The sequence below is a fragment of the Pseudomonas sp. No.21 genome, assembly GCF_054558415.1.
In genome coordinates this window covers 204519-227665 of record NZ_BAAJNO010000007.1, presented here as the reverse complement: position 1 = coordinate 227665, position 23147 = coordinate 204519, and the positions used below count along the sequence as shown (strand labels likewise).

General features: G+C 70.0%; 14 protein-coding genes. 4 read left to right on the top strand and 10 right to left on the bottom strand.

The window, feature by feature from the left end; translation table 11 throughout:
* Nucleotides 1-12: 12 nt before the first annotated feature.
* Nucleotides 13-4980, top strand: coding sequence for a tetratricopeptide repeat protein (locus tag ACYJSS_RS16300; protein ID WP_158545629.1), 4968 nt, complete (start codon nucleotides 13-15; stop codon nucleotides 4978-4980).
* Between the two features lie 8 nt (nucleotides 4981-4988).
* Here the strand turns inward: ACYJSS_RS16300 and ACYJSS_RS16295 are convergent, their stop codons facing one another.
* The gene (locus ACYJSS_RS16295; protein ID WP_111263756.1) at nucleotides 4989-6317 is read right to left on the bottom strand and encodes a TAXI family TRAP transporter solute-binding subunit; all 1329 of its coding nucleotides are present in this window, start codon (nucleotides 6315-6317) and stop codon (nucleotides 4989-4991) included.
* A 123-nt stretch (nucleotides 6318-6440) separates the two neighbouring features.
* Here ACYJSS_RS16295 and sbcD point away from each other — a divergent pair, with 123 nt between their 5' ends.
* A complete protein-coding gene (sbcD, locus tag ACYJSS_RS16290) occupies nucleotides 6441-7661 on the top strand; it encodes an exonuclease subunit SbcD (protein WP_459480151.1) in 1221 nt (406 codons plus the stop codon).
* A gap of 90 nt (nucleotides 7662-7751) precedes the next feature.
* Nucleotides 7752-11174 carry an AAA family ATPase gene (locus ACYJSS_RS16285; RefSeq protein ID WP_111263754.1) on the top strand — a complete coding sequence of 1141 codons (3423 nt, stop codon included), beginning with the start codon at nucleotides 7752-7754 and terminating at the stop codon, nucleotides 11172-11174.
* Between the two features lie 59 nt (nucleotides 11175-11233).
* Here the strand turns inward: ACYJSS_RS16285 and ACYJSS_RS16280 are convergent, their stop codons facing one another.
* A complete protein-coding gene (locus ACYJSS_RS16280) occupies nucleotides 11234-12133 on the bottom strand; it encodes a LysR family transcriptional regulator (protein ID WP_111263753.1) in 900 nt (299 codons plus the stop codon).
* Nucleotides 12134-12243: 110 nt separating this feature from the next.
* Between ACYJSS_RS16280 and ACYJSS_RS16275 the strand changes: the two genes are divergently transcribed.
* The gene (locus ACYJSS_RS16275) at nucleotides 12244-13770 is read left to right on the top strand and encodes an MFS transporter (protein WP_111263752.1); all 1527 of its coding nucleotides are present in this window, start codon (nucleotides 12244-12246) and stop codon (nucleotides 13768-13770) included.
* Between the two features lie 103 nt (nucleotides 13771-13873).
* Here the strand turns inward: ACYJSS_RS16275 and rlmF are convergent, their stop codons facing one another.
* From rlmF to ACYJSS_RS16235, 8 genes are all read right to left on the bottom strand, one after another.
* A complete protein-coding gene (gene rlmF, locus ACYJSS_RS16270; protein ID WP_111263751.1) occupies nucleotides 13874-14869 on the bottom strand; it encodes a 23S rRNA (adenine(1618)-N(6))-methyltransferase RlmF in 996 nt (331 codons plus the stop codon).
* Between the two features lie 78 nt (nucleotides 14870-14947).
* A complete protein-coding gene (locus ACYJSS_RS16265) occupies nucleotides 14948-16777 on the bottom strand; it encodes an SLC13 family permease (RefSeq protein WP_111263750.1) in 1830 nt (609 codons plus the stop codon).
* 107 nt (nucleotides 16778-16884) lie between these two features.
* On the bottom strand, nucleotides 16885-17181 hold the full coding sequence (locus ACYJSS_RS16260; RefSeq protein ID WP_111263749.1) for a winged helix-turn-helix domain-containing protein: 297 nt from the start codon (nucleotides 17179-17181) through the stop codon (nucleotides 16885-16887).
* Between the two features lie 13 nt (nucleotides 17182-17194).
* Nucleotides 17195-17644: an SRPBCC family protein gene (locus ACYJSS_RS16255; RefSeq protein WP_111263748.1), complete on the bottom strand. Its 450-nt coding sequence runs from the start codon at nucleotides 17642-17644 to the stop codon at nucleotides 17195-17197.
* Nucleotides 17645-17699: 55 nt separating this feature from the next.
* A complete protein-coding gene (locus tag ACYJSS_RS16250) occupies nucleotides 17700-20531 on the bottom strand; it encodes a valine--tRNA ligase (protein ID WP_111263747.1) in 2832 nt (943 codons plus the stop codon).
* Nucleotides 20532-20639: 108 nt separating this feature from the next.
* Entirely contained in the window at nucleotides 20640-21113 is a 474-nt protein-coding gene (locus tag ACYJSS_RS16245; protein WP_236205443.1) for a DNA polymerase III subunit chi, read from the bottom strand.
* Between the two features lie 9 nt (nucleotides 21114-21122).
* The gene (locus tag ACYJSS_RS16240; RefSeq protein WP_111263252.1) at nucleotides 21123-21542 is read right to left on the bottom strand and encodes a DNA polymerase III subunit chi; all 420 of its coding nucleotides are present in this window, start codon (nucleotides 21540-21542) and stop codon (nucleotides 21123-21125) included.
* Between the two features lie 63 nt (nucleotides 21543-21605).
* The gene (locus ACYJSS_RS16235; protein WP_111263253.1) at nucleotides 21606-23090 is read right to left on the bottom strand and encodes a leucyl aminopeptidase; all 1485 of its coding nucleotides are present in this window, start codon (nucleotides 23088-23090) and stop codon (nucleotides 21606-21608) included.
* Nucleotides 23091-23147 lie beyond the last annotated feature (57 nt).

The window sequence follows — 23147 nt, the reverse complement described above, 5'->3', positions numbered from 1 at the left end:
AGGATGGTTCCGATGTCCAGCCTGACCCTCGATACGCCCCTGCTCACAGTCGACGCCGAGTCCATCCGCGCCCTCGAAGCGCTGGCCGACCGCGGCCTGTTCCTCCAGGCCCATGCTCGGGCTTCCGAGTTCGGCGACTACCGCCACTGGCGCGGTGCCGCCGCCATGGTGCTGGCCTCGCGCCTCGCCGGGCAACTGGGAGCCCCGCGCCTGGGGGACGCCCTGGCCTGGCTCGGCCACCGCCGCTACCCGGAGGCCGCCGAGTCGCGCCTGCGCTATGCCCGCTTCCTGCTCGCCCGTCGTGGCCAGTACCGTGCCTGGGAATTCCTCCAGCGCTTTTCCGACTGGCTGCCGGAGGAGCCCGGCCTGCGCGCCGAATGGCTGTCGTTCCAGGGCTACCTGCGGGCGCTGCTGCGCGACTTCGGCCGCAGCGCCGAGCTGCACGACGCGGCCATGCAACTGGGCACCGCCGACCCCTGGCTGCTGGTGGAGCGCTCCTACAGCCTGGAACAGGAAGACCGCTACGCCGAGGCGCTGGAGCTTTGCGAGGGCGCCCTGGCGATGCTCCCCGGCTTCCGCTCCGCGACCCTGCAGGCCGCCCAGCTCGAACTGCAGCTGGGGCGCGAGGAGGCCGCCCGTACCCGCCTGCTGGAGGCCACCCGGCGGATGGAGAGCGCCGGGCTCTGTGCGCAGCTGATCGACCTGCTGATCGAGCGCGAGGAACTGGACGAGGCCGAGCGCCTGATCGAGCGCTCCCTGGAGCTGGCGCTGCTGCTGGAGAAGGGCATGCGTGGCTGGTACGCCGGCCGTCGTTGCGACATCGCCTGCCTGCGCGGTGACCACGAGCAGGGCCGGGCCCTGGCCCTGGAGGCGCAGAGCCCCTTCTACACGATGGTCGCCGAGCGCCTGGCGGAACCGAAGGGCGGTCGCGTCCTGCTGCCGGTCACCTTCGTCCGCCAGCACCACATGACCTGCGTCCCCGCCACCCTGACCGCGCTCTCCACCTACTGGGGGCGCCCCGTGGCGCACCTGGAGGTGGCCGAGGAGATCTGCTACGACGGCACCTCCTACCAGGCCGAGCGCGCCTGGGCCGAGCGCAACGGCTGGCTGGTGCGCGAATTCACCGTCGACTGGGCCACCAGCCGCGCGCTGATCGACCGCGGCCTGCCCTTCACCCTGTCCCTGCAGTACACCGGCAGCGGCCACCTGCAGGCGGTGGTCGGCTACGACGAGCCCCGTGGCACCGTGCTGATCCGCGACCCCGGCCAGGCGCAGTTCGGCGAGAGCATCGCCGAAGGCCTGTACCAGACCCAGCGCGCGTCCGGGCCGCGCGGCCTGCTCCTGCTGCCCCCCGAGGAAGCCCATCGGCTGGATGGCCTGGAGCTGCCCGAGCATGCGACCTGGGACCTCTACTACCGCCTGGTCAGCGCCCTGGAGGTGCATGACCGCGAAGAGGCTCTGGCCGCCTTCGAGGCCCTGCGCGAGCAGGCGCCCGGGCACCGCCTGACCCTCCAGGGCCAGCGCACCCTGGGCTGGTACGACGGCCGCGAGGCGCAGGTGCTGGAGGCCACCGAAGCACTGCTGGAGCGCTTCCCCGACGATGCCAACCTGATCCTTTCCAAGTCCACCTCCCTGGCCCACCTGCATGCCCGCGAACAGCAGCTGGACTGGCTGGCCGGCCATTGCCAGGCGCGCTGGAGCGACGCCGGCATCCTGGTGCGCTACACCAGCCTCCTGGTGGAGGACGGCAGCCAGCTGGACACCGCACGCCACCTGCTGGGCCGCGCCCTGCGCCAGGCGCCGGGGCATGCCCAGGCCTGGAACGAGCTGGCCAGCCTGCGCTGGAACGAAGGCAGCCGCGAGCAGGCCTGCGAGCTGTACCGCATCGCCGCCTGCCTGCACGACACCAACGAGGGCTACAGCAGCCAGTACTTCCGCGCCCTGCGCTGCCTGGGCCGCACCGAAGCGGGCCTGGAGTTCCTGCGCCAGCGCCAGGCGCGCCTCGGCGCCCTGGCCGCCGGCCCGACCCTGACCCTCTGCGAATTCATCGAGGAGCTGTCCGATCCGCTGCAATGCCGGCAGATCCTCGAACAGGCCCTGGAGCGCCGGCCCCAGGACCCGGCGCTGCTGCTCAACCTGGCCGACTTCTACGGTCGCCACGGCGAGCTGGAGCTGAACGAGGCCATGCTGCGCCGCGCCGAGCCGGTGAGCCGCCGGGGCACCTGGCTGCGCGCCGCCGTGCTGCACAGCCAGCGCAGCGATGGCGACACCCAGCGTGCCCTGGCCTGGTGCCGCGAGGCGGTGGAGCTGGACCCGCTGAACATGAGCCTGCACCGCATGCAGGTGCAGCTGCTGCGCCAGAGCGCCGGCGAAGAGGCGGTGGACGAGTACGTCACCGCGCTGGCCGAACGCTTTCCCCACCACTGCGGCATCGCCGAGCTGGCGGTGGAGCGTGCCCAGCGCCGTTCCCTGGAAGACGCCGAGGTCGCCCTGCGGCGCCTGCTGGCCAGCCACCCGGAGTACGCCTGGGCGATCCGCGAACTGGCCGTGACCCTGGCGCGCCTGGGCCGCCACGAAGAGGCCCTGGAATACTGCGAGCAGGCCCGGCGCACCGACCCGCGCAGCTCCAGCAGCTATTCCACCCGAGGCTTCGTGCAGCTCCAGGCTGGCCAGCGCGAGGCCGCCCGCGCCGCCTTCCGCGAGGCGCTGGAGCGGTCCGCCGACAACGACTACGCCAGCAACATGCTGCTGGAAACCTGCACCACCCAGGGCGAGGCCCTGGACGATCTCGACTTCATCCACCGCCAGCTGGTGGCGCAGGTGACCTTCGGCGACGGTTGGCTGGCCTACCCGGAGCAGGCGCGCAGGCTGCTGGAGCCGCAGGTGCTGCTGGAGCAGTTGAGCGAGGCCCTGCGGCAGCGTGCCGACCTCTGGCAACTGTGGGTGGTGGTCGCCGCCCAGCAGGCCGAGATGGGCCATCCGGAGCAGGCCGAGAACCTGCTGCAATCGGCCATCGAGCGCTTCCCGCTGATGCCGCGCCTGGCCCTGGAGCGCGCCCAGCTGCAAAGCAGCCAGAAGCAGTACGCCGAGTGCCGCCAGACCCTGCGCGAGAGCTTCCGCATCAACCCGCTGTGGACCCGCAGCGTGCGCCTCTACGTCGAGAGCCTGCTGGACGAGGGCGCCGACCTGGAGGAGGCCGAGCAGTTGCTGCGCAGCGTGCTCGCCCGCACCCCCGACAACACCGAGCTGCGTGCCTACCTGGGCTACGTGCTGGGCGAGCGCGACAACCCGGCCGAAGGTGCCATCGAGGCGGAGAGGGTGCTGCGCGAGGAACCCGGCAATGGCTGGGTGTGGAACCAGCTGCGCCGCTACAGCGCTGCCCTGGAGACGCCCGGGCGGCCCCTGGAACTGGCCCGCGAACTGACGCGCCTGCGCGCCGGCGACGCCGACGCCTGGCTGGCGCTGGCCGAGCAGGAAGAGGGCTTCGAGGCCAGGGAGCCGGCATTGCGCCAGGCCCTGGAGTTGAGCCCGCGCCACCGCAGCGCCAACACCCAGCTGGCCGAGGGGTTGCTGGCCGCGGGGCGCTTCGAGGAACTGCGCCAACTGCTGGAGGCGCCCTGCTGGGGCGGTGCGACACCACCCGAACTGGCGCTGTTCGGCCCCCGCGCCACGCGCGAAGAACAGGACCTGCCCAGCGCCCTGGCCGAGCTGCGCCAGCTGCTGGAGCGCCAGCCGGCCTTCTTCGAGGGCTGGCGCACCCTGGCCGACTGGCAGGACGATGCCGGCGACTATGCCGCCTACGTGGAGTCGGCCCGCGAGATGGTGCGCCTGGAACCCCGGCAGGCCATCGCCCATGGCTTCCTCGGCCACGCCCTGTGGCTCGATGGCCGGGGCGAGGAGGCGCTGCCGTCCTTCCTCCGTGCCTACGAACTGGATGCCTGCTACACCTTCGCCGGCCTGCACGCGTTCGACCTGCTGCTCGAGCACGGCACGGTCGACGCCACGCGGGAGGTGCTGGAGCGGCTGCTGGAGGCGTCCAGCCAAGCCTCCGTGCTGATCCGCGCCCTGCGCTTCGCCGTGCCCCGGGGCGACGAGGCGCTCAAGCGTCGCGTGCTGCAGCCGCTGTGCCGTGACGGCGGCGTGGTCGAGGCCTGGTCGGACGTGCTGAAGATCCTCGGCCAGCCGGACAAGGACAAGCTGCTGTGGGAAAACCTCGAGGCGGGTGTCGCCGATGGCTCCCTGCATTACGCCGCCGCCTTGTACTGGCTGCGACGCGAGGACGGCCGCTGGATGCCCGGCTCGCTGTGGAAGGGCTTCCTGCGCCTGCTGGAAAACGATCCGCAGCACGCCGGCAAGCACGCCATGCTGGAGCTGCTGGCCAACCGCAAGAACGCCAACCGGCTGCTGGTGGACGCACTTGAGGCCAGCCGCGAGGCGATCCGCAGCGACGGGGTGATCTGGGGCATGGCCAGTTACGCGATGGTCAACCAGGGGCGCTACGAGCTGATGTTCGACTGGCTCTCGGATTGGCAGCAGAACCCGCAGGCACCGGCCTGGGGCCTGGACAACCTGGCGCTGGGCCTGCGTGCACGCAAGCTGGATGCGCGTGCGGCAGCGGTGTCGCGGTTGTCCCTGGAGCGTGACCGGCAGAACCACGACGCCATGGTCTGGCTGGGCTTCGATGCGGCCATGGCCGGCGACCTGGAGGCCGTGGAAGGCTGGCTGGCGCGCTTGCAGGGGGCGCAGCCACGGCCCTTCTTCCGCTGCATGCAGCACCTGCTGGAAGGCTTCACCGCCGCCTCGCGGGATGGCGGCAGCGGCGTTGCCGTGGCGCACTTCCGCACCGCCCGCGCGGTGGCCAAGGGCAGCGAGCACGGTTCCTACTGGCGCCTGCGCCGGCACCTGGCCAAAGCCCTGGCCTTCGGCCCGGCGACGCCGGTCTGGCTGGCGCCGCTGCGCTACCTGCAACTGCGTTTCTGAGGCCCCGCTCAGGCCCCGCTATCGCGGCTCCTGGCCTTCAGTGCCTGGAGCCGCTCGATCACGTAGCGCAGGTGCACGTGCAGGTCGTACAGCTCGTTGGAGTAGGAGAGCGGCACGTCCACCTTGGCCAGTTGGTCCTCCAGCTCTTCCAGCCTGCCGATCTCGCCGTCCAGTTCCTCGCGCAGGGTGCCGGCGTCCAGCTTGCGGTCGATCTCGCGCAGGTACTTGTACCAGCGGTAGATGCGTGCGCGGATGCGCCAGCGGTACACCGGGCCCACGGCCTTGAACAGCGGGAACATCACCACCAGCAGCGGGATCAGCAGGATGATGTAGCGGTCGGCCAGGGAGGCGATGCGGAAGGGCAGGTAGCGTTGCAGGATCGGCAGGCCGTTCTTGTAGTAGTAGGTCGCCTCGTCCAGCGTCGAGAGGGTCATCGGCTGGGCGGCGGGATAGCGGCCGGCGGGGTCGAGCAGGCTGCCGTTCTTCATCACTTCGCGAGCGGCTTCGAGGATCAGCGGTGTCAGCGAGGGGTGGAATTCGTCGTTGGCCACCAGGGTCGCCACCGGGCCCAGGGTGAGGATGTCCCGCGAGGGGCTGTTGCTGGCGAGGTTGAGCAGGCCTTCGCCCACTTCCAGTTTCGTCAGGTAGGGCAGGCGCGCGCGGTAGGCGGCGCTGCGGCGCAGGCTCACCAGGTCCAGTTCGCTGCGTGCGGCCAGGCGCTGCACCACGGCGTTCTCCGCCGGGCCGACGAAGAAGGCCGCGTCCAGTTCGCCGGCGATCAGCGCGTCGGCGGCGCGGGTGCCACTGAACGCCTGCCAGGTCTGCGGGTAGCCCTCCGGCTCGATCCGGTTGGCTTGCAGCAGCGCCGCGGCGATGGCGCGGGTGCCGCTGTTGGGCGTGCCGATGGCGACCCGCAGCTGCAGCAGGTCGCCCATGGCGTCGATGTCCACGTCCTTGCGTTTGAACAGCCACAGCGGCTCCTGGTACATCACCCCGAGGCCGTGCAGGCGTTCGCGCTCGCGTGCCGGCAGGGTCAGTTCCTGGCCGCTCTGCACCAGGGCCATCTGCACCTCGCCGCGCTGCAGCTTGCCGAGGTTGTCCAGGGAGCCGCCGCTGGGCACCAGCTCCAGGGTGAAGCCCTGGTGCGCCAGTTCCTCCTTGAGCTTCTCGGCGAACAGCGCGTAGCCGCCGTTGGCGCCGCCGGTGGCCAGGGTCGCATGCATGGGGGGCGGCGGGGCGACGAAATAGAACACCGCGCCCACCAGCGCGGCCACTACGGGCACGGTCCAGAGGTTGGCCAGCAGCATGATCTTCAGGTCTTTCAGGAACCTTGGCATGGGAGTCCTTGGAGCGGGGAATTGAGGGGAAGGATAGCCACTGGCGCAGCGGCGGTTGCCTCCCGGTGCCGGTAAGTGACAAGGTGGCCGCCTTCCCGTTCCCCGCGACAAGTGACAGACCCGATGCGCATCCTGCACAGCTCCGACTGGCATCTCGGCCAGCATTTCATGGGCAAGACCCGCCAGGCCGAGCACCAGGCCTTCTGCACCTGGCTGCTGGAGCAGGTGCACGCGCACCGGGTGGATGCGGTGCTGGTGGCGGGCGATGTGTTCGACACCGGCGCGCCGCCCAGCTATGCCCGCGAGCAGTACAACCGCTTCGTCATCGAGCTGCGCGATGCCGGGGCGCAACTGGTGGTGCTGGGGGGCAACCATGACTCGCCCGCCATGCTCGGCGAGAGCCAGGGCCTGCTGGCGGCCCTGGGCACCCGCGTGGTGCCGGGCGTCGCCGCCGACCCGCAGGACCAGGTGCTGGTGCTGCGCGGCCGTGACGGCGAGCCGGGCGCGGTGCTCTGCGCCATTCCCTTCGTGCGCGCCCGCGACGTGCTGCAGAGCCAGGCCGGGCAGAGCGCGGCGGACAAGCAGCTGTCCCTGCAGCAGGCCATCCAGGCCCACTACGCACAGCTGTTCGAACTGGCCGAGCGGCGCCGCGACGAACTGGGCGGCCACCTGCCGATCCTCGCCACCGGCCACCTGACCACCGTCGGCGCCAGCGCCAGCGAGTCGGTGCGGGAAATCTACGTCGGCGCGCTGGAAGCCTTCCCCACCAGCGCCTTCCCGCCCGCCGCCTACATCGCCCTGGGGCATATCCACAGGCCGCAGAAGGTCGGCGGCCTGGAGCACATCCGCTACAGCGGCTCGCCCATCCCGCTGTCCTTCGACGAGGTCGGGCAGGCCAAGGAAGTGCTGCTGGTGGAACTGGGTGCGGAAGGCTTGCGCAGCGTCACGCCCTTGCCGGTGCCCTGTTTCCAGCCCCTGGCCAGCGTGCGCGGTTCCCTGGGCGAGCTGGCCGGCGCCATCGCCGAGCAGGCCCGTCGGGGCACGCCCGAGCGCCCCGTCTGGCTGGAGGTGCAGGTGGGCACGGACGACTACCTGAGCGACCTGCAAGGCCGCGTCGCTGCGCTGTGCGAAGGCCTGCCGGTGGAGGTGCTGCGCCTGCGCCGCGAGCGTGCCGGCCTGGCCCCGGCCCTGCTGGGCGTCGCACGCGAGACGCTGGACGAACTCAGCGCCGAGGACGTGTTCGTACGCCGCCTGGAGCTGGAGCAACTGGACGAGGACCAGGCCCGGCGCCTGCAGGACCTGCACCGTGGCGTGCTGGAAGAGGTCCGCAGCGAGCGCAGCTGAGGCCGGGGCAGATCGCCGCTATCGCCGCCAGGCCTGCAAGGGCGGGCGGAGAATGCCAGAATGCCGCTCCCATCCCCTGGCGGCTCCTGCATGAAAATCCTCAGCCTGCGCCTGAAGAACCTCAACTCCCTCAAGGGCGAGTGGAAGATCGACTTCACCGGCGAGCCCTTCGCCGGCAATGGCCTGTTCGCCATCACCGGCCCCACCGGTGCCGGCAAGACCACGCTGCTGGACGCCATCTGCCTGGCGCTCTATCACCGCACCCCGCGCATGAGCAGCGTCTCGGCCACGGTCAACGAGCTGATGACCCGCCACACCGCCGACTGCCTGGCCGAGGTGGAGTTCGAGGTGAAGGGCGTGGGCTACCGCGCGTTCTGGAGCCAGCGCCGTGCCCGCGACAAGGTCGATGGCGGGCTGCAGGCGCCGAAGGTGGAGCTGGCGCGCATCGCCGATGGCGAGATCCTCACCGACAAGATCAATGACAAGCTGCGCCAGACCGAAAGCCTCACCGGGCTGGATTTCGAGCGCTTCACCAAGTCCATGCTGCTGGCCCAGGGCGGGTTCGCCGCCTTCCTCGAAGCCAGTGCCAACCAGCGCGCCGAGCTGCTGGAGGAGCTGACCGGCACCGAGGTCTACGGGCTGGTCTCCGAGCGCGTCTACCAGCGCACCAGGGAAGCCGAAGCGGCCCTGGGCCAGCTGCGCGCGCGGGCCGAGGGGGTGGAGCTGCTGGGCGAGGAGCAACGCCTGCAGCTGCAGGAGGAACTCGCCGAGCTCACCGCTCGTGAAGCGATACTGCTCGGCCAGCAGGACAGCCTGCAGCGCCAGCGCCAGTGGCGTGAAGCCCTGGCCGGCGCCGAGGCGCGCCAGCTCGCCGCCGCGCAGCAGGGCCAGGACGCCCGGCAGGCGCTGGAGCAGGCCGGCCCGCAGCTGCAGCGCCTGGCCGAGAGCGAACCGGCCGAGCGCCTGCGCCCGCAGCACCGCGATTGGCAACGGGCCGGGCAGGCGGTCATGGAGGCCACCACGGCCCTGGCCCAGATGCGCGAACACAAGGCCCAGGCCGCGCGCGAGGTGGCCGACGGCCTGTGGCAGGCGCGTGGCTACAGCCAGCAGCGGGCGACGGCCCTTGCCGAACGGCGCGATGCCTTGGCCGATCAGCGCCGGCAGGTGGAGGTGCAACTGGCGGCCACTCCGCAACACGGCCTGCTGGGCGAGCGCCTGGGCGCCTGGCGCGAGCAGCTCGGCGCGCGCCGCAACCTGGCGCAGGCCATCGCCCAGTCGCAGGCCCGCCAGCAGCAGGCACGACAGGACGCGGAGCACCTGGCGCAACGCATCGCCAGCCTGCAAGCCGCGCTGGGCGAAAGCGAGCAACGCCTGGAGCGCGCCCGCGAAGGCGAAGCGCAACGCCAGGCCGCCCTCGATGCGCTGCTGGCCGGCCAATCCGAAGCCGCCCTGCGTGAGCGCTGGCAGCGCCTCAGCGACCAGGGCCACCAGTTGGCCCGCTTGCAGCAACTGGCAGACACCCGCACGCGCCTGGAGCGGCAACTGGCCGAGGCACGGGGCAGCATCGAAACCGACAGCCGCGCGCAGGCGGAGAAGGTGGCGGCGCGGGATGCCCTGCGCCTGCAGTTCACCGACCTCAAGCAACAGATCCAGGACAAGGAAAAGCTGCTGGAGCAGGAGCAGCGCATCCTCAAGCTGGAAGCCCACCGCGCCGCCCTGCAGCCGGGGGAGGCCTGCCCGCTGTGTGGCTCCCACGAACACCCGGCGATCGATGCCTACCGAGCGCTGGATGTCTCCGACACCCAGGCTGCGTTGCAGGCCAAGCGTGCCGAGCAGGACCTGGTGCGCGAGCGCGGCGAAGCCCTGCGTGACGAACTGGCCGCGCTGGAGGCGCAACTGCGCCAGCGGCAGCAGGAGGCGCAACGCCTGCAGGACGAATTGCACCAGGTGCAGGCGCAGTGGCAGCAGCACTGCGCGGCATTGGGCCGGCCCCTGGTCGATGGCCCGGCGGTGGCAGAGGCCCAGGCGCAGCAACAGGCGGAGCTCGCCGCCCTGCAACGCAGCCTGGGTGAGCTGGATGGCCTCAAGCAGGCCCTCGAAGGCGCCCGTGTCCAGCGCGAGCAGGCGCAGCGCCTGCAACTGGAAGCCGCCCAGGGGCATGCCCTGGCCTTGCAGGAACAGGACACCTTGCGCCGCCGCGAAGCGGAGAACGCGGAGCAACTGGGCCAGCTCCAGGCGCAGCAGGTGCGCCAGGAGTCGGAGTTGGGCGCGGCCCTGGGCGAGCTCGGCTACGCCTTGCCGGAGGACAACGAGCGCTGGCTGGACGAGCGCGACGCCGAGTGGCGCACCTGGCGTGACGCCCAGGCCCTGCAGCAGCGCCTGGAGCGCGACGAGCACCTGCTGCTGGCCGAGCTGCAAACCGCCGAAGGCGCCGCCACGCGCTGGCAGCAGCGCTGGGGCGAGCTGGCGCAGCCCGATGGCGAAGCCCTGGCCGCTGTGGATAACCCCGCCACTGCCCTGGAGCAGGCCGAGCAGCGGCTGGCGCAGGCCCAGGAGCGCAGCCAGGCGCTGGGTGGGCGCGAGCACACCCTGGTCGAGCAACTGGAGGCCGCACACGCCTCGCTCGACGCCCAGCGTGGTGCCTGGGAGCAGGCGTTGGCGCAGAGCCCCTTCGCCGACGAGGCGCAGTACCTGGCCGCGCTGCTGGACGAGGACGCGCGCAGCCAGCTACTGGCCCTCAAGGCGCGCCTGGAAAAGGCCTGGACCGAAGCCCAGGCCCTGGAAGCCTCGGCCCGGCAGAGCCTGGCGCAATTGCAGGCGGCGCCACGCACCGAGCTGGCCCTGGCCGAGCTGGACGAACGCCTGCAAGCGCTGCAACTGCAGTTGCGCGAACTGGCCCAGCGCCAGGGCGAGGTGCGCGGGCAACTGAGCGGCGACGAGCAGCGCCGGCAGAACCAGCAGGCGCTGTTCGCCGAGATCGCCGCCCAGGAAGGCGCCTGCGACCTCTGGCAACGGCTCAATGGCCTGATCGGCTCGGCCGACGGCGCCAAGTACCGCCGCTTCGCCCAGGGGCTGACCCTGGATCACCTGATCCACCTGGCCAACCAGCAGCTGGAGCGCCTGCACGGCCGCTACCAGCTGCGCCGACGTGCCCAGGGCGAGCTGGAGCTGGAGGTGGTGGACACCTGGCAGGCCGATGTCGCCCGGGACTGCCGCACCCTGTCCGGCGGCGAGAGCTTCCTGGTGAGCCTGGCCCTGGCCCTGGCGCTCTCCGACCTGGTCAGCCACAAGACCAGCATCGATTCGCTGTTCCTCGACGAGGGCTTCGGCACCCTCGATGGCGAAACCCTGGAAGTGGCCCTCGACGCCCTGGATGCGCTCAATGCCAGCGGCAAGATGATCGGCGTGATCAGCCACGTCGAAGCGCTCAAGGAGCGCATCCCGGTGCAGCTCAAGGTGCACAAGGGCGTGGGCATGGGTTACAGCCGCCTGGAGGCACGCTTCGCCGTGTAGCCCGGGGATGTGTGAGGGGGATTTCCCGGGCTGAAGCCCGGGCTACGTGGGTGCATTGTTCAGGTGTGGCCCTGGTCGAGGAACAGGTGCTCGGCGAGGAAGTCGACGAACACCCGCAGCTTGGCGGGCATCTGCTTGTAGCAGGGCCAGAGGGCGCGGAAGTGGCCGGCGTGCTGGTTGCGGTCTTCGAGCACCGTCTGCAACTGGCCGCTGGCCAGGGCGTCGCGTATGGCGAAGTCGGGCAGGCAGGTGATGCCCATGCCTTCGCTGGCAACGCGGATCAGGGTGTCGGCGTGGTTGCACACCAGGGTGGTGGGCAACTGCGGTTCGCTTTCGCCGGGTGAGAGCAGCAGGGGCCATTTCTGCAGCTTGCCGGTGCTGGGGAACTTGTAGTGCAGGCAGGCGTGTTGCTCCAGGTCGGCCGGCACCCGCGGCGTGCCACGGGTGGCGAAGTACTCGGGCGAGCCCACCAGCTGCAGGTGGAAGGCACCGAGCTGGCGGGCACGCAGGCGCGAGTCCTCGGGGATGCCGCTGCGCACCACCACGTCGAAGCCTTCCTCGATCACGTCCACCAGGCGGTCGCTGAAATCCAGGTCCAGCTCGATGCCGGGGTAGCGGCGCATGAACGCCGGCAGCACCACCGGGAACAGGCCCAGCACCAGAGGCAGGCTGACCCGCAGGCGGCCGCTGGGCTCCTGGGTGTTCTGCGACAGCTCGTGCTCGGCCGCCTCCAGCTCACCGAGGATGCGCCGGCAGCGTTCGAGGAACAGCGTGCCTTCCACCGTGAGGTTGATGCTGCGGGTGTTGCGGTGGAACAGGCGCACGCCCAGGTGCTGTTCCAGGCGGGCGATGCCCTTGCCCACCGCCGAGGCGGAGATGCCCAGCACGCGACCGGCGGCGACGAAGCTCTGGCTTTCGGTGACCTGGACGAAGAGGGCGAGGCGGTTGAGGCTTTCCATGGCGCTTCCGATTGCGGACTCAAGCTTCCGTTAAGTGCGGAATACTAGCCTGTTTTTCCGCAATTACCGCCGCCATAACCTGCTCCGACTTTCCTTGCGGAGCCTTCGACATGACCGATTCATCCCTTCCCGCCGGCGCTCGCCGTTGGCTGCTGCTGGCCGCCTGCCTGACGGCGGTGCTGATCCCGCTGTGCTTCACCGGCCCGGCGGTGGTGCTGCCGGCCATCAGCCAGGCCCTGGGCGGCTCGGCGGTGGAGCTCGGCTGGATCACCAACGGCTACATCCTCGCCTACGGCAGCGCGATGATGGCCGCCGGCAGCCTGGCCGACATCCACGGGCGCAAGCGCGTGTGGCTGGTGGGCCTGGCGCTGTTCGCGGCGGTGACCCCGGTGATTCCCTTCGCACCCACGGTGCTGTGGTTCGACCTGTTGCGGGTGCTCCAGGGGCTGGGGGGTTCCGCCGCCTTCGCCGGGGCCATGGCGGCGCTGGCCCAGGAGTTCCATGGCCCGATCCGCACCCGGGTGTTCAGCGTGCTGGGCACCACCTTCGGCCTGGGGCTGGCGTTCGGCCCGTTGCTGGCCGGCCTGCTGAGCGATTGCCTGGGCTGGCGCATGGTGTTCTTGCTGCCGGCGCTGTTCGGCATCGCCGGCGCGCTGCTGGTGGCCGTTTGTGCCCGTGAGAGCCGCGACCCCAATGCCCAGGGGCTGGATTGGCCGGGGGCGATCAGCTTTACCGCGATGCTCACACTGTTCACCTGCGGCACGCTGCTGGCGCCGGAGCACGGCTGGTCGCACCCGCTGGTGCAGGGCTCGCTGTGGGGCAGCCTGGCGTTGCTGGTGGCCTTCGTGCTGATCGAACGGCGCAGCCCACGGCCGATGCTGGAGCTGGGCCTGTTCCGTCGTGCGCAGTTCGCCGGTGTGCAGTTGCTGGGGGCGTCGCCCGCCTTCGCCTTCGTGGTGCTGATCGTGCTGCTGCCGGGGCGTTTCATCGGTGTGGATGGCCTCAGCGCCGTGCAGACCGGGCAACTGATGATCGCCTTGTCGGCGCCGTTGCTGGTGGTGCCGATGCTGGCGGCGTGGCTGTCGCGCTGGTTCACCGCCGGTGTGCTGTCGGCCCTGGGCCTGGCGCTGAACGCGCTGGGGCTGTTGTGGATGAGCGAGGCGCTGGTGGCCGGGCCGCAGGCCCTGGTGCTGCCGATGCTGCTGGTGGGCGTGGGCATCGGCTTGCCCTGGGGCTTGATGGACGGGCTGGCGGTGAGCGTGGTGGAGAAGGAGCGGGCGGGCATGGCCACCGGCATCTTCAACACCGTGCGGGTGTCCGGCGACGGCGTGGCCATCGCCCTGGTCGGCGCGTTGCTGGCCGCACTGATGCTGGTGGCCCTGCCGGCTTCAGCGGTGGCGCCGTCGCAACTGGTCGCCGCCGCCAGCCATGCGGCCCTGGGCGACCTGGCCCAGGCTGCGGCGATGCTGGGGGTGGACCGGGCGGCGTTGCTGCCGGGCTATGACGCGGCGTTCCGCACGCTGCTGCAGGTGTTGGCCGCGGTGACCGGGTTGACGGCGGTGCTGGTGTTCGCGCTGCTGGGCAGGGTGCGCACCCATGAGCCGGAGGCGTTGGGAGAGGTGCCTTGTGAGGCGTAGCCGTGCGTAGGGTGGACCACGCTTCATCGGTCCACCGTCGGTGTGGCCGGTAACGCCTACAAGAGCATCGCGAATGAATTCGCTCCCACAGGGAAGGAGCGGATCAGGCGGGCCAGCGTTCCTTGCGCCAGGCGCGGCGCTGGTTCTTTTCCAGGTAGGTCCAGGCGACGAAGCGGCTTCGCTTCTGGCCCTGGGCCATGTGCACGACGCGGATGTCGGTGGCACCGAGGGCCTTGAGGCGCTCTTGCAGCGGCGTGACGTTGCCGACCTTGGACACCAGGGTGCTGAACCAGAACACCTGCTGGCCGAAGGCGGCGCTTTCGTCGGCCATGCGCGCGATGAAGGCGGCTTCACCGCCTTCGCAATGCAGCTCGTTGGACTGGCCGCCGAAGTTGAGCACCGGCAGCGTGCGGCTGGGGTCCTGCTTGCCGAGGTTCTTCCACTTGCGTGTGCTGCCGCTGCGGGCTTCGTCGAGGGAGGCGTGGAAGGGCGGGTTGCACAGGGTGAAGTCGAAGCGCTCGTCGGCCTGCACCAGGCCCTGGAAGATGTGCTGCGGGTGTTCCTGGCGGCGCAGTTCGATGGCGCCCTCGTACTGCGGGTTGGCGGCGAGGATGGCGGCGGCGGATTCCAGGGACTGCGGGTCGATGTCGGCACCGACGAAGCGCCAGCCGTAGTCGTGGTGGCCGATCAGCGGGTAGATGCAGTTGGCGCCGACGCCGATGTCCAGCCCGCGCAGGCCGGGACCCCTGGGGATCGCACCGTCATGGGCGGCGCCCAGCAGGTCGGCCAGGTGGTGCAGGTAGTCGGCGCGCCCGGGGATGGGCGGGCACAGGTAGCCGGCGGGGATGTCCCACTGGCGGATGCCGTAGAACTGCTGCAGCAGCGCGCGGTTGAAGACCTTGACCGCCTCGGGGTTGGCGAAGTCGATGCTCGGCTTGCCGTAGGGGTTGGTGATGACGAACGCACCCAGCTCGGGGCTGCCCGCGATCAGGGCGGGAAAATCGTAGCGGCCCTGGTGGCGGTTGCGCGGGTGCAGCGGCGCCTTGCCCCCGTCGGACGGCTTGGCCGGTGCGGTCTTGCTGGGCGGTTTGCTGGGCATGGCGAGGTCCGGGAACGAAGGGCAGGCGCGCATTATTCACAACCGGCCGGGTTTGGCCAGCCGCCGTCGGGCGGCCGGTCAGAAGGGCAGGAGCCAGGGCACCAGCAGCACGGTGACGGCCATCACCAGCAGGGTGAAGGGCACGCCGACCTTGACGAAGTCGCCGAAGCGGTACTGGCCGGGGCCGAGCACCAGGGTGTTGACCGGCGAGGAGATGGGGGTCATGAAGGCGGCCGAGGCGGCCAGGGCCACGGTCATGGCGAAGGGCTGCGGCGAGACGCCGAGCTGCTGGGCGGTGGCGATGGCCACCGGGGCCATGAGCACGGCGGTGGCGGTGTTGGAGATGAACAGGCCGATCACCGCGGTGAGCACGAACAGCGCGGCGATCACCAGGCGCGGCGTGGCATCGCCCAGCAGCGCCACCAGGCCCTGCACGGCGAGGTCGATGCCGCCGGTCTGCTGCAGGGCGTGGGCGAAGGGCAGCATGCCGACGATGAGGATCAGGGTGGGCCAGTGGATGGCGCGGTAGGCGCTGTCCAGGTCGATGCAGCGGAAGGCGCCCATCAGCAGGCAGCCCACCAGCGCGGCCATGACGTTGGGCACCAGGCCGCTGACCATCAGGATCACCATCACCGCCAGGCTGAGCAGGGCGTGGGGCGCCTTGTGCGCGGTGGGGGCCACTTCGTCCACCTCGGCGGGCAGGCTGAGCACCAGGAAGTCGCGACCCTGGGCCTGCAGGCGGTGGATGTCCTTCCATTCGCCCGCCACCAGCAGGGTGTCGGAGCCCTTGAGCTTCTCGTCCACCAGTACGCCTTCGAGGGGACGGCCGTGGCGACGCAGGCCGACGACATTGAGGCGGTGGCGGCTGCGGAAGCCCAGCTCCTGGATGGTCTTGCCCGGCAGTTCCGACTCCGGCGGCAGGGCGACTTCGGCCAGGCCCAGCTGGTGGGCGTGCAGGCTGTAGTAGGAGGCGTTGAGCGGCATGGGCTCCAGGCCCAGCGCGCGGTAGGCGCCGAGCAGGCCGATGGCCGGGCTGGCGAGGTCCACCAGCAGCACGTCGCCGGGCTCCAGCTGGGTGTTGCCGGTGGCCATCAGCAGCAGGGTGCGGAACTTGCGCTGGCGCTCGACGGCGATGACGTTGATGCCGTATTCGCGGCGCAGCTCCAGCTCGTTGAGGGCCTGGCGCGCGAGGGGCGAGTCGGCGCGCACCCGCAGGCGCCGTTCGCGCTCGCTGAGGTGGTAGGCGCCGGCCAGGTCGGCGAGGGTCAGGCGCGGCGCCGTGCTGGTGTCGTCACCGCCTGTGCGGCCGAGCCAGCGGCTGGCGGCGAGCATGTAGAGCACGCCCAGGACCAGCACGGCGAGGCCGATGGGTGTGGGGCCGAAGAAGCCGAAGCCGTCGAAGCCGGCGCGGCGCAGTTCGCTGTGCACCACCATGTTCGGCGGCGTGGCCACCAGGGTAAGCATGCCGCTGATCAGGCCGGCGAAGGCCAGCGGCATCATCAGCCGCGCCGGTGGGATCTTCAGCCGCGCGGCGACGCCGAGCACGACCGGGATGAAGATGGCGACCACACCGGTGGAGCTCATCACCGAGCCGAGCCCGGCGACGCTGAGCATGAGCAGCACCAGCAGGCGGGTCTCGCTGCTGCCGGCGCGGGCCACCAGAACGTCGCCCAGGCGGTAGGCGATGCCGGTGCGCACCAGGCCGTCGCCGATGATGAACAGCGCGGCGATCAACACGACGCTGGGGTCGCTGAAGCCGGCCAGGGCCTCTTCGGTGCTGAGCACGCCGCTCAGCGCCAGGGCGACCAGGGCCAGCAGGGCGACGGCGTCCATGCGCGGGCGGTTGCGCACGAAGAGGATGACGACCACCAGCAGCAGGCCGAGTACCCAGAGGAGTTGCGGGGTCATGGCGGGGCTCCTGGATGGGGGATGGCCGTTGCACCGTAGCCCTGACTTCAACCGGAGGGGGTTCCTGGGCTGAAGCCCGGGCTACGACCGTTTACGGCGGGATTCTGTCAGGGGTAGCCGAGGGTGGCCTTGATCTGCTGCAGGTTGGCGGCGATCCAGGTCTTGTCGATGGCGCCCCAGTCGCGGATTGCGTAGTGGCCGGCGTTGTTGCGGGCGCCTGCGTCCTGCTGGAACTGGCAGTCGATGTCCAGGTCGGCGAGGGCGGCGAGGGTGTCCTGGGCGGTGCGGCGGGGCATGCCGGTGGCGTCCATCAGGGCGGGGACGCTGGCGGCGGTGCCGCTGTCGATCAGCCAGGCGACGTAGAGACGGCGGTAGTAGCTGGTCTTGGTCTTGCTGGTTTCCATGGGGGCTCCGGGATCAGGGCGCGCGACGGCGCAGGACGCGGTGGCGGTTGGCGAAGAACAGGCGCAGGAACAGCCGGACCAGCGGGGTGCCGAACAGGGGGGCGACGGTGAGCTGGTCGATGACCCGGGTGCCGCTGGCGCTGTGTTCCAGGCGGCGTTCGTGGCGCCACAGGCGCATGCCGGTCATGGGGGATTCTTCGACGAAGCCGACGCCGGGGGTGAGTTCGCGCAGGGTCAGTCGCGAGGTGCCCAGCGGCAGCACGCCGAACAGCCAGAGGTGGCTGGTGAACAGGGGTTCGCCGGGCTGGACGGCGAGGTCTTCGAGGTTGCGGATGCCGGCGGGTACGGTCATGCGCAGCCAGGGGCGCATTTCCTCGCGCAGGCGGTCGACGTCGGTGATCCAGCTCCAGGCCTGGCCGGGGCTGACCGCGAGGGTGGATTCGAAGCGCAGTTCGATGGGCATGTCTTCCACGTCCCTATGAAAGAGCAAGGCCCGCCGGGTGGCGGGCCTCGTGGGCTTACAGGTTGGCGATCTTCTCGCGCTGCTCGGCCAGCTTGGCCAGGGCCTGTTCGGCTTCGGCCAGTTTGGCGCGCTCCTTGTCGAGCACTTCGGCCGGGGCCTTGGCGACGAAGCCTTCGTTGGCGAGCTTGCCACCGACGCGCTTCACCTCGCCGTCCAGGCGCTGGATTTCCTTGTCCAGGCGAGCCAGTTCGGCCTCCTTGTCGATCAGGCCGGCCATGGGCACCAGCACCTGCATGTCACCCACCAGGGCGGTGGCGGACATGGGCGCTTCTTCGCCGGCTGCCAGCACGCGGACCGACTCGAACTTGGCCAGCTTGTTCAGCAGCGGGCCATTGTCGGCGAGGCGGCGCAGGTCTTCGGCGCCGGCGTTGGCCAGGACCACGTCGATGCGCTTGGCCATGGAGATCTTCATCTCGCCACGGATCTGGCGCACGCCGAGCATCAGGGTCTTGACCCACTCGATGTCGCCTTCGGCGGCGGCGTCGATGCGGGTCTCGTTGGCCACCGGCCAGGGCTGCAGCATCAGGGTGTCGCCGCTGACGCCGGCCTGGCCCTTGATGCGCTGCCAGATCTCTTCGGTGATGAAGGGCATGAACGGGTGGGCCAGGCGCAGGATGACCTCCAGCACGCGCACCAGGGTGCGGCGGGTGCCACGCTGGCGCTCGATCGGGGCGTTCTCGTCCCACAGCACCGGCTTGACCAGCTCGAGGTACCAGGAGCAGTACTCGTCCCAGACAAACTCGTAGAGGGCCTGGGTGGCCAGGTCGAAGCGGAAGGCGTCGAGGTGGCGGGTGACTTCGGCTTCGGTGCGCTGCAGCTGGGAGATGATCCAGCGGTCTACCGAGGACAGCTCGACGGCTTCACCGTTGACGCCGGTGTCCTGGCCATCGGTGTTCTCGGTGACGAAGTTGGCGGCGTTCCACAGCTTGTTGCAGAAGTTGCGGTAGCCCTCGACGCGGCCCATGTCGAACTTGATGTCGCGGCCGGTGGAGGCCAGCGAGCAGAAGGTGAAGCGCAGGGCGTCGGTGCCGAAGCTGTTGATGCCTTCGGGGAACTCGGCGCGGGTCTGCTTGGCGATCTTCTCGGCCAGCTTGGGCTGCATCATGCCGCTGGTGCGTTTCTCCAGCAGGGCGTCGAGGGTGATGCCGTCGACGATGTCCAGCGGGTCGAGGACGTTGCCCTTGGACTTGGACATCTTCTGGCCCTGGCCGTCGCGTACCAGGCCGTGGACGTACACGGTCTTGAACGGGATCTGCCCGGTCAGGTGGGTGGACAGCATGATCATCCGGGCGACCCAGAAGAAGATGATGTCGAAGCCGGTGACCAGCACGTCGGTGGGGTGGAAGGTCTTGAGGAAGTCGGTCTGTTCCGGCCAGCCGAGGGTGGAGAAGGTCCACAGGCCCGAGCTGAACCAGGTGTCGAGGACGTCATCGTCCTGACGCAGGGCGGTATCGCCCAGGTCGTGCTTGGCGCGTACCTCGGCCTCGTCGCGGCCGACGTAGACGTTGCCGGCTTCGTCGTACCAGGCGGGGATGCGATGGCCCCACCAGAGCTGGCGGCTGATGCACCAGTCCTGGATGTCGCGCATCCAGGAGAAGTACATGTTCTCGTACTGCTTGGGCACGAACTGGATCTCGCCGCTCTCGACCACGGCGATGGCCTTCTCGGCCAGCGGCTTGGTGGAGACGTACCACTGGTCGGTCAGCCAGGGTTCGATGACGGTGCCGGAACGGTCGCCCTTGGGCACCTTGAGGGCGTGGTCGTCGATCTTCTCCAGCAGGCCGAGGGCTTCGATGTCGGCGACGATGCGCTTGCGCGCCTCGAAGCGGTCGAGGCCGGCGTAGGCCGCGGGCAGGCTGCCGTCGAAGGCGTCGTTGACGCTGCCGTCGAGGTGGAACACCTGGGCGGTGGCGAGCACGGCGGCGTTCTTGTCGAAGATGTTGATCAGCGGCAGGTCGTGGCGCTTGCCGACTTCGTAGTCGTTGAAGTCGTGGGCCGGGGTGATCTTCACGCAGCCGGTGCCGAACTCGGGGTCGCAGTAGTCGTCGGCGACGATGGGGATGCGGCGGCCGACCAGGGGCAGGACGACGAACTGGCCGATCAGGGCCTTGTAGCGCTCGTCTTCCGGGTGCACGGCGACGGCGCTGTCGCCCAGAAGGGTTTCCGGGCGGGTGGTGGCGACCACCAGGTGGTCCTTGCCGTCGGCGGTCTTCAGGCCGTCGGCCAGTGGGTAGCGCAGGTTCCACAGGTGGCCCTTCTCGTCGTGGCTTTCCACTTCGAGGTCGGAGATGGCGGTGTGGAACTTGGTGTCCCAGTTGACCAGGCGCTTGCCGCGGTAGATCAGGCCGTCGTCGTGCAGGCGCACGAAGGCTTCCTTGACCGCTTCGGAGAGGCCGTCGTCCATGGTGAAGCGCTCGCGCGACCAGTCGACGGAAGAGCCGAGGCGACGGATCTGGCGGGTGATGGTGCCGCCGGATTGTTCCTTCCACTCCCAGACCTTCTCGAGGAACTTCTCGCGGCCGAGGTCGTGGCGGTCGACGCCCTGGGCGGCCAGCTGGCGCTCCACCACCATCTGGGTGGCGATGCCGGCGTGGTCGGTGCCCGGCTGCCACAGGGTGTTGCGACCCTGCATGCGGCGGAAGCGGATCAGCGCGTCCATGATGGCGTTGTTGAAGCCATGACCCATGTGCAGGCTGCCGGTGACGTTCGGCGGCGGGATCATGATGGTGTAGGGCTCGCCGGAACCTTGCGGGGCGAAGTAGTTGTTCTTCTCCCAGGTCTGGTACCAGGAGGTTTCGATAGCGTGGGGCTGGTAGGTCTTGTCCATGGTGCGGCGGGACCGTGTCGGCAACTGATCGGAAAGCCGCCGAGTATAGCGGCTGCGGCTACAAGCCCCAAGCGCGGGCATCGGGGCGTGGGCGAGGGGGCGTGCGACTCAGCCGCGGCGGGGCGGCTGGGGCAGGAGGCGGGTCAGGCGGGCGCTGAGGCGGCGCTTGAGCTCGGCCTCGATCTGCGGGACGAAGTCGTCGATGACGTCTTGCAGGATGAGTTGCGCGGCGGCGCGCAGCTCGGTGTCCAGGCGGCTGAACTCCTGGGCGCTGGCGGCTTCGGCGCTGCGTTGCAGGGCGCCCTGCAGGGGCGTCTGCGCCGGCTGCTCGGCACGCGGCGGGGGGGCGGGCTGCAGGCTGGGTGCCGGGGCCGGGCTGGGTGCGATGGGCTCGGCACCCCGGGGAGCCAGCTCGAAGGGCGGCGCTTCGACGATCTCGGAGAGCAGGGGGATGCTGTCCGGGTCGACGGACTCGGTGAGCAGGGGCGGCTCGCTGCTGGTGTGTTCGTCGAGCAGGGCACGGATCGATTCGAGGTCGTCCAGCAGGTGTGCGGGCTTTTGCGGCGGTCTGGAGTTGTCCATGGGGCGTGCTTAGAGTTCGACTCGCTTTGGATCATAGCCGCGCTGGCGGTAGGTACGGAAATTCTCGCGGCAGGCGGCCAGCAGGGCCGGTTCCTGGTTGACGATCTCGATGATGCGGCTGAAGCGTTCGAGATGCGGCGAGAGGCTGGCGTCGAGGTTGATCAGCAGGCCTTGGGCGGCCTCGGGCTGCTCGTCGCCGCCGATCACCACCGGCGCCTGCGGGTCGTCTTCGTGCAGGCCGTGGGGGATGAAGGTCTCGGCCTTGAAGCGCCACAGCAGTTCGTCCAGCTCGGCGCCCTGGGCCTTGTCGGCGCAGCGCACGAACACCGGCAGGCCATGGCGCCAGGCCTTGCTCGCCAGCTGGCAGGCGGCGCGCAGGCGGTCCGCCGGACTGCTGGAGGAAAGGACGTAGAACTCGACGCGGGTCATGGCTGGGTGTTCCTGAGGTGGGGCGGGTGCCCGGCGGCCTGAGCCGCCGGGCGGTGCGGCAGTTTACACGCGGTCCAGCAGGTACTGGGTGAGCAGGGGCACCGGACGACCGGTGGCGCCCTTGTCCTTGCCGCCGCTGACCCAGGCGGTGCCGGCGATGTCGAGGTGGGCCCAGTGGAATTTCTTGGCGAAGCGCGACAGGAAGCAGCCGGCGGTGATGGTGCCGGCCTTGGGGCCGCCGATGTTGGCGATGTCGGCGAAGGGGCTGTCGAGCTGCTCCTGGTATTCGTCGAACAGCGGCAGTTGCCAGGCGCGGTCGTCGGCGTATTCGCCCGCCTTGAGGAGCTGCTTCACCAGGGCCTCGTTGTTGCCCATGAGGCCGGAGACGTTGCTGCCCAGGGCGACGATGCAGGCGCCGGTGAGGGTGGCGACGTCGATCACCGCCTGGGGCTTGAAGCGCTCGGCGTAGGTGAGGGTATCGCACAGCACCAGGCGGCCTTCGGCGTCGGTGTTGAGGATCTCGACGGTCTGGCCGCTCATGGTGGTGACGATGTCGCCGGGGCGGGTGGCGCCGCCGCTAGGCATGTTCTCGGCGCAGGCCAGCAGGCCGACGACGTTGATCGGCAGCTGCAGCTCGACCAGGGCGCGGAAGGTGCCGAGCACGCTAGCGGCACCGCACATGTCGTACTTCATCTCGTCCATGCCGGCGGCGGGCTTGATGCTGATGCCGCCGGTGTCGAAGGTGATGCCCTTGCCGACCAGGGCGAAGGGTTTGTCGTCCTTCTTGCCGCCCTGGTAGTGGAGCACGATCATCCGCGGTGGCTGGTCGCTGCCCTGGGCGACCGCGAGGAAGGCACCGGCGCCGAGCTCCTTGAGCTTCTTCTCGTCCAGTACTTCGACCTTGAGGTTCTTGTGGGCCTTGGCCAGGGCCTTGGCTTCCTCGGCGAGGAAACTGGGGTGGCAGAGGTTCGGCGGCAGGTTGCCGAGGTCCTTGGTGAAGGCCATGCCGGTGGCGATGGCCCGGGCATGGGCGCTGCCACGCTCGACATCGGCGAGCTCGGCCTTCTCGGCCAGCAGGGTGATCTTCTTCAGGGCCGGGGCATCGGCCTTGGTGCTCTTGAAGCGATCGAAACGGTAGGTGCCGTCGGCCAGGGTCTCCACCAGCAGGCGCGCCTTGCCGTAGGCGTCGCGGCCCTTCACGGCGAGTTCGCCCAGGGCCAGTACCGCATCGCTGCCGCCGAGGCCCTTGAGCACGCCGTTGACGGCGGCGACCACCTTGCGGAACTGGCGGTCGCCGAGTTCGCGCTCCTTGCCCACGCCCACCAGCAGCACGCGTTCGGCCTTGAGGTTGGGCAGGCTGTGCAGCAGCAGGGTCTGGCCGACCTTGCCGGCGATATCGCCACGCTTGAGCAGGGCGGCGATGGCGCCACCGGTGGCGCCATCCAGTGCGCTGGCGGCGGTGCCCAGTTTGCGGCCTTCGCTGACGGCGACGACCAGGGTGGCGGTTTTCAGGGTTTCCGGGCGAGCGCTTTTGACGAGGAATTCCATGACGTATGTCCCCAAGACAAAGAGTCGGGATTGCAGGATATAATGCCGGCCATTTTT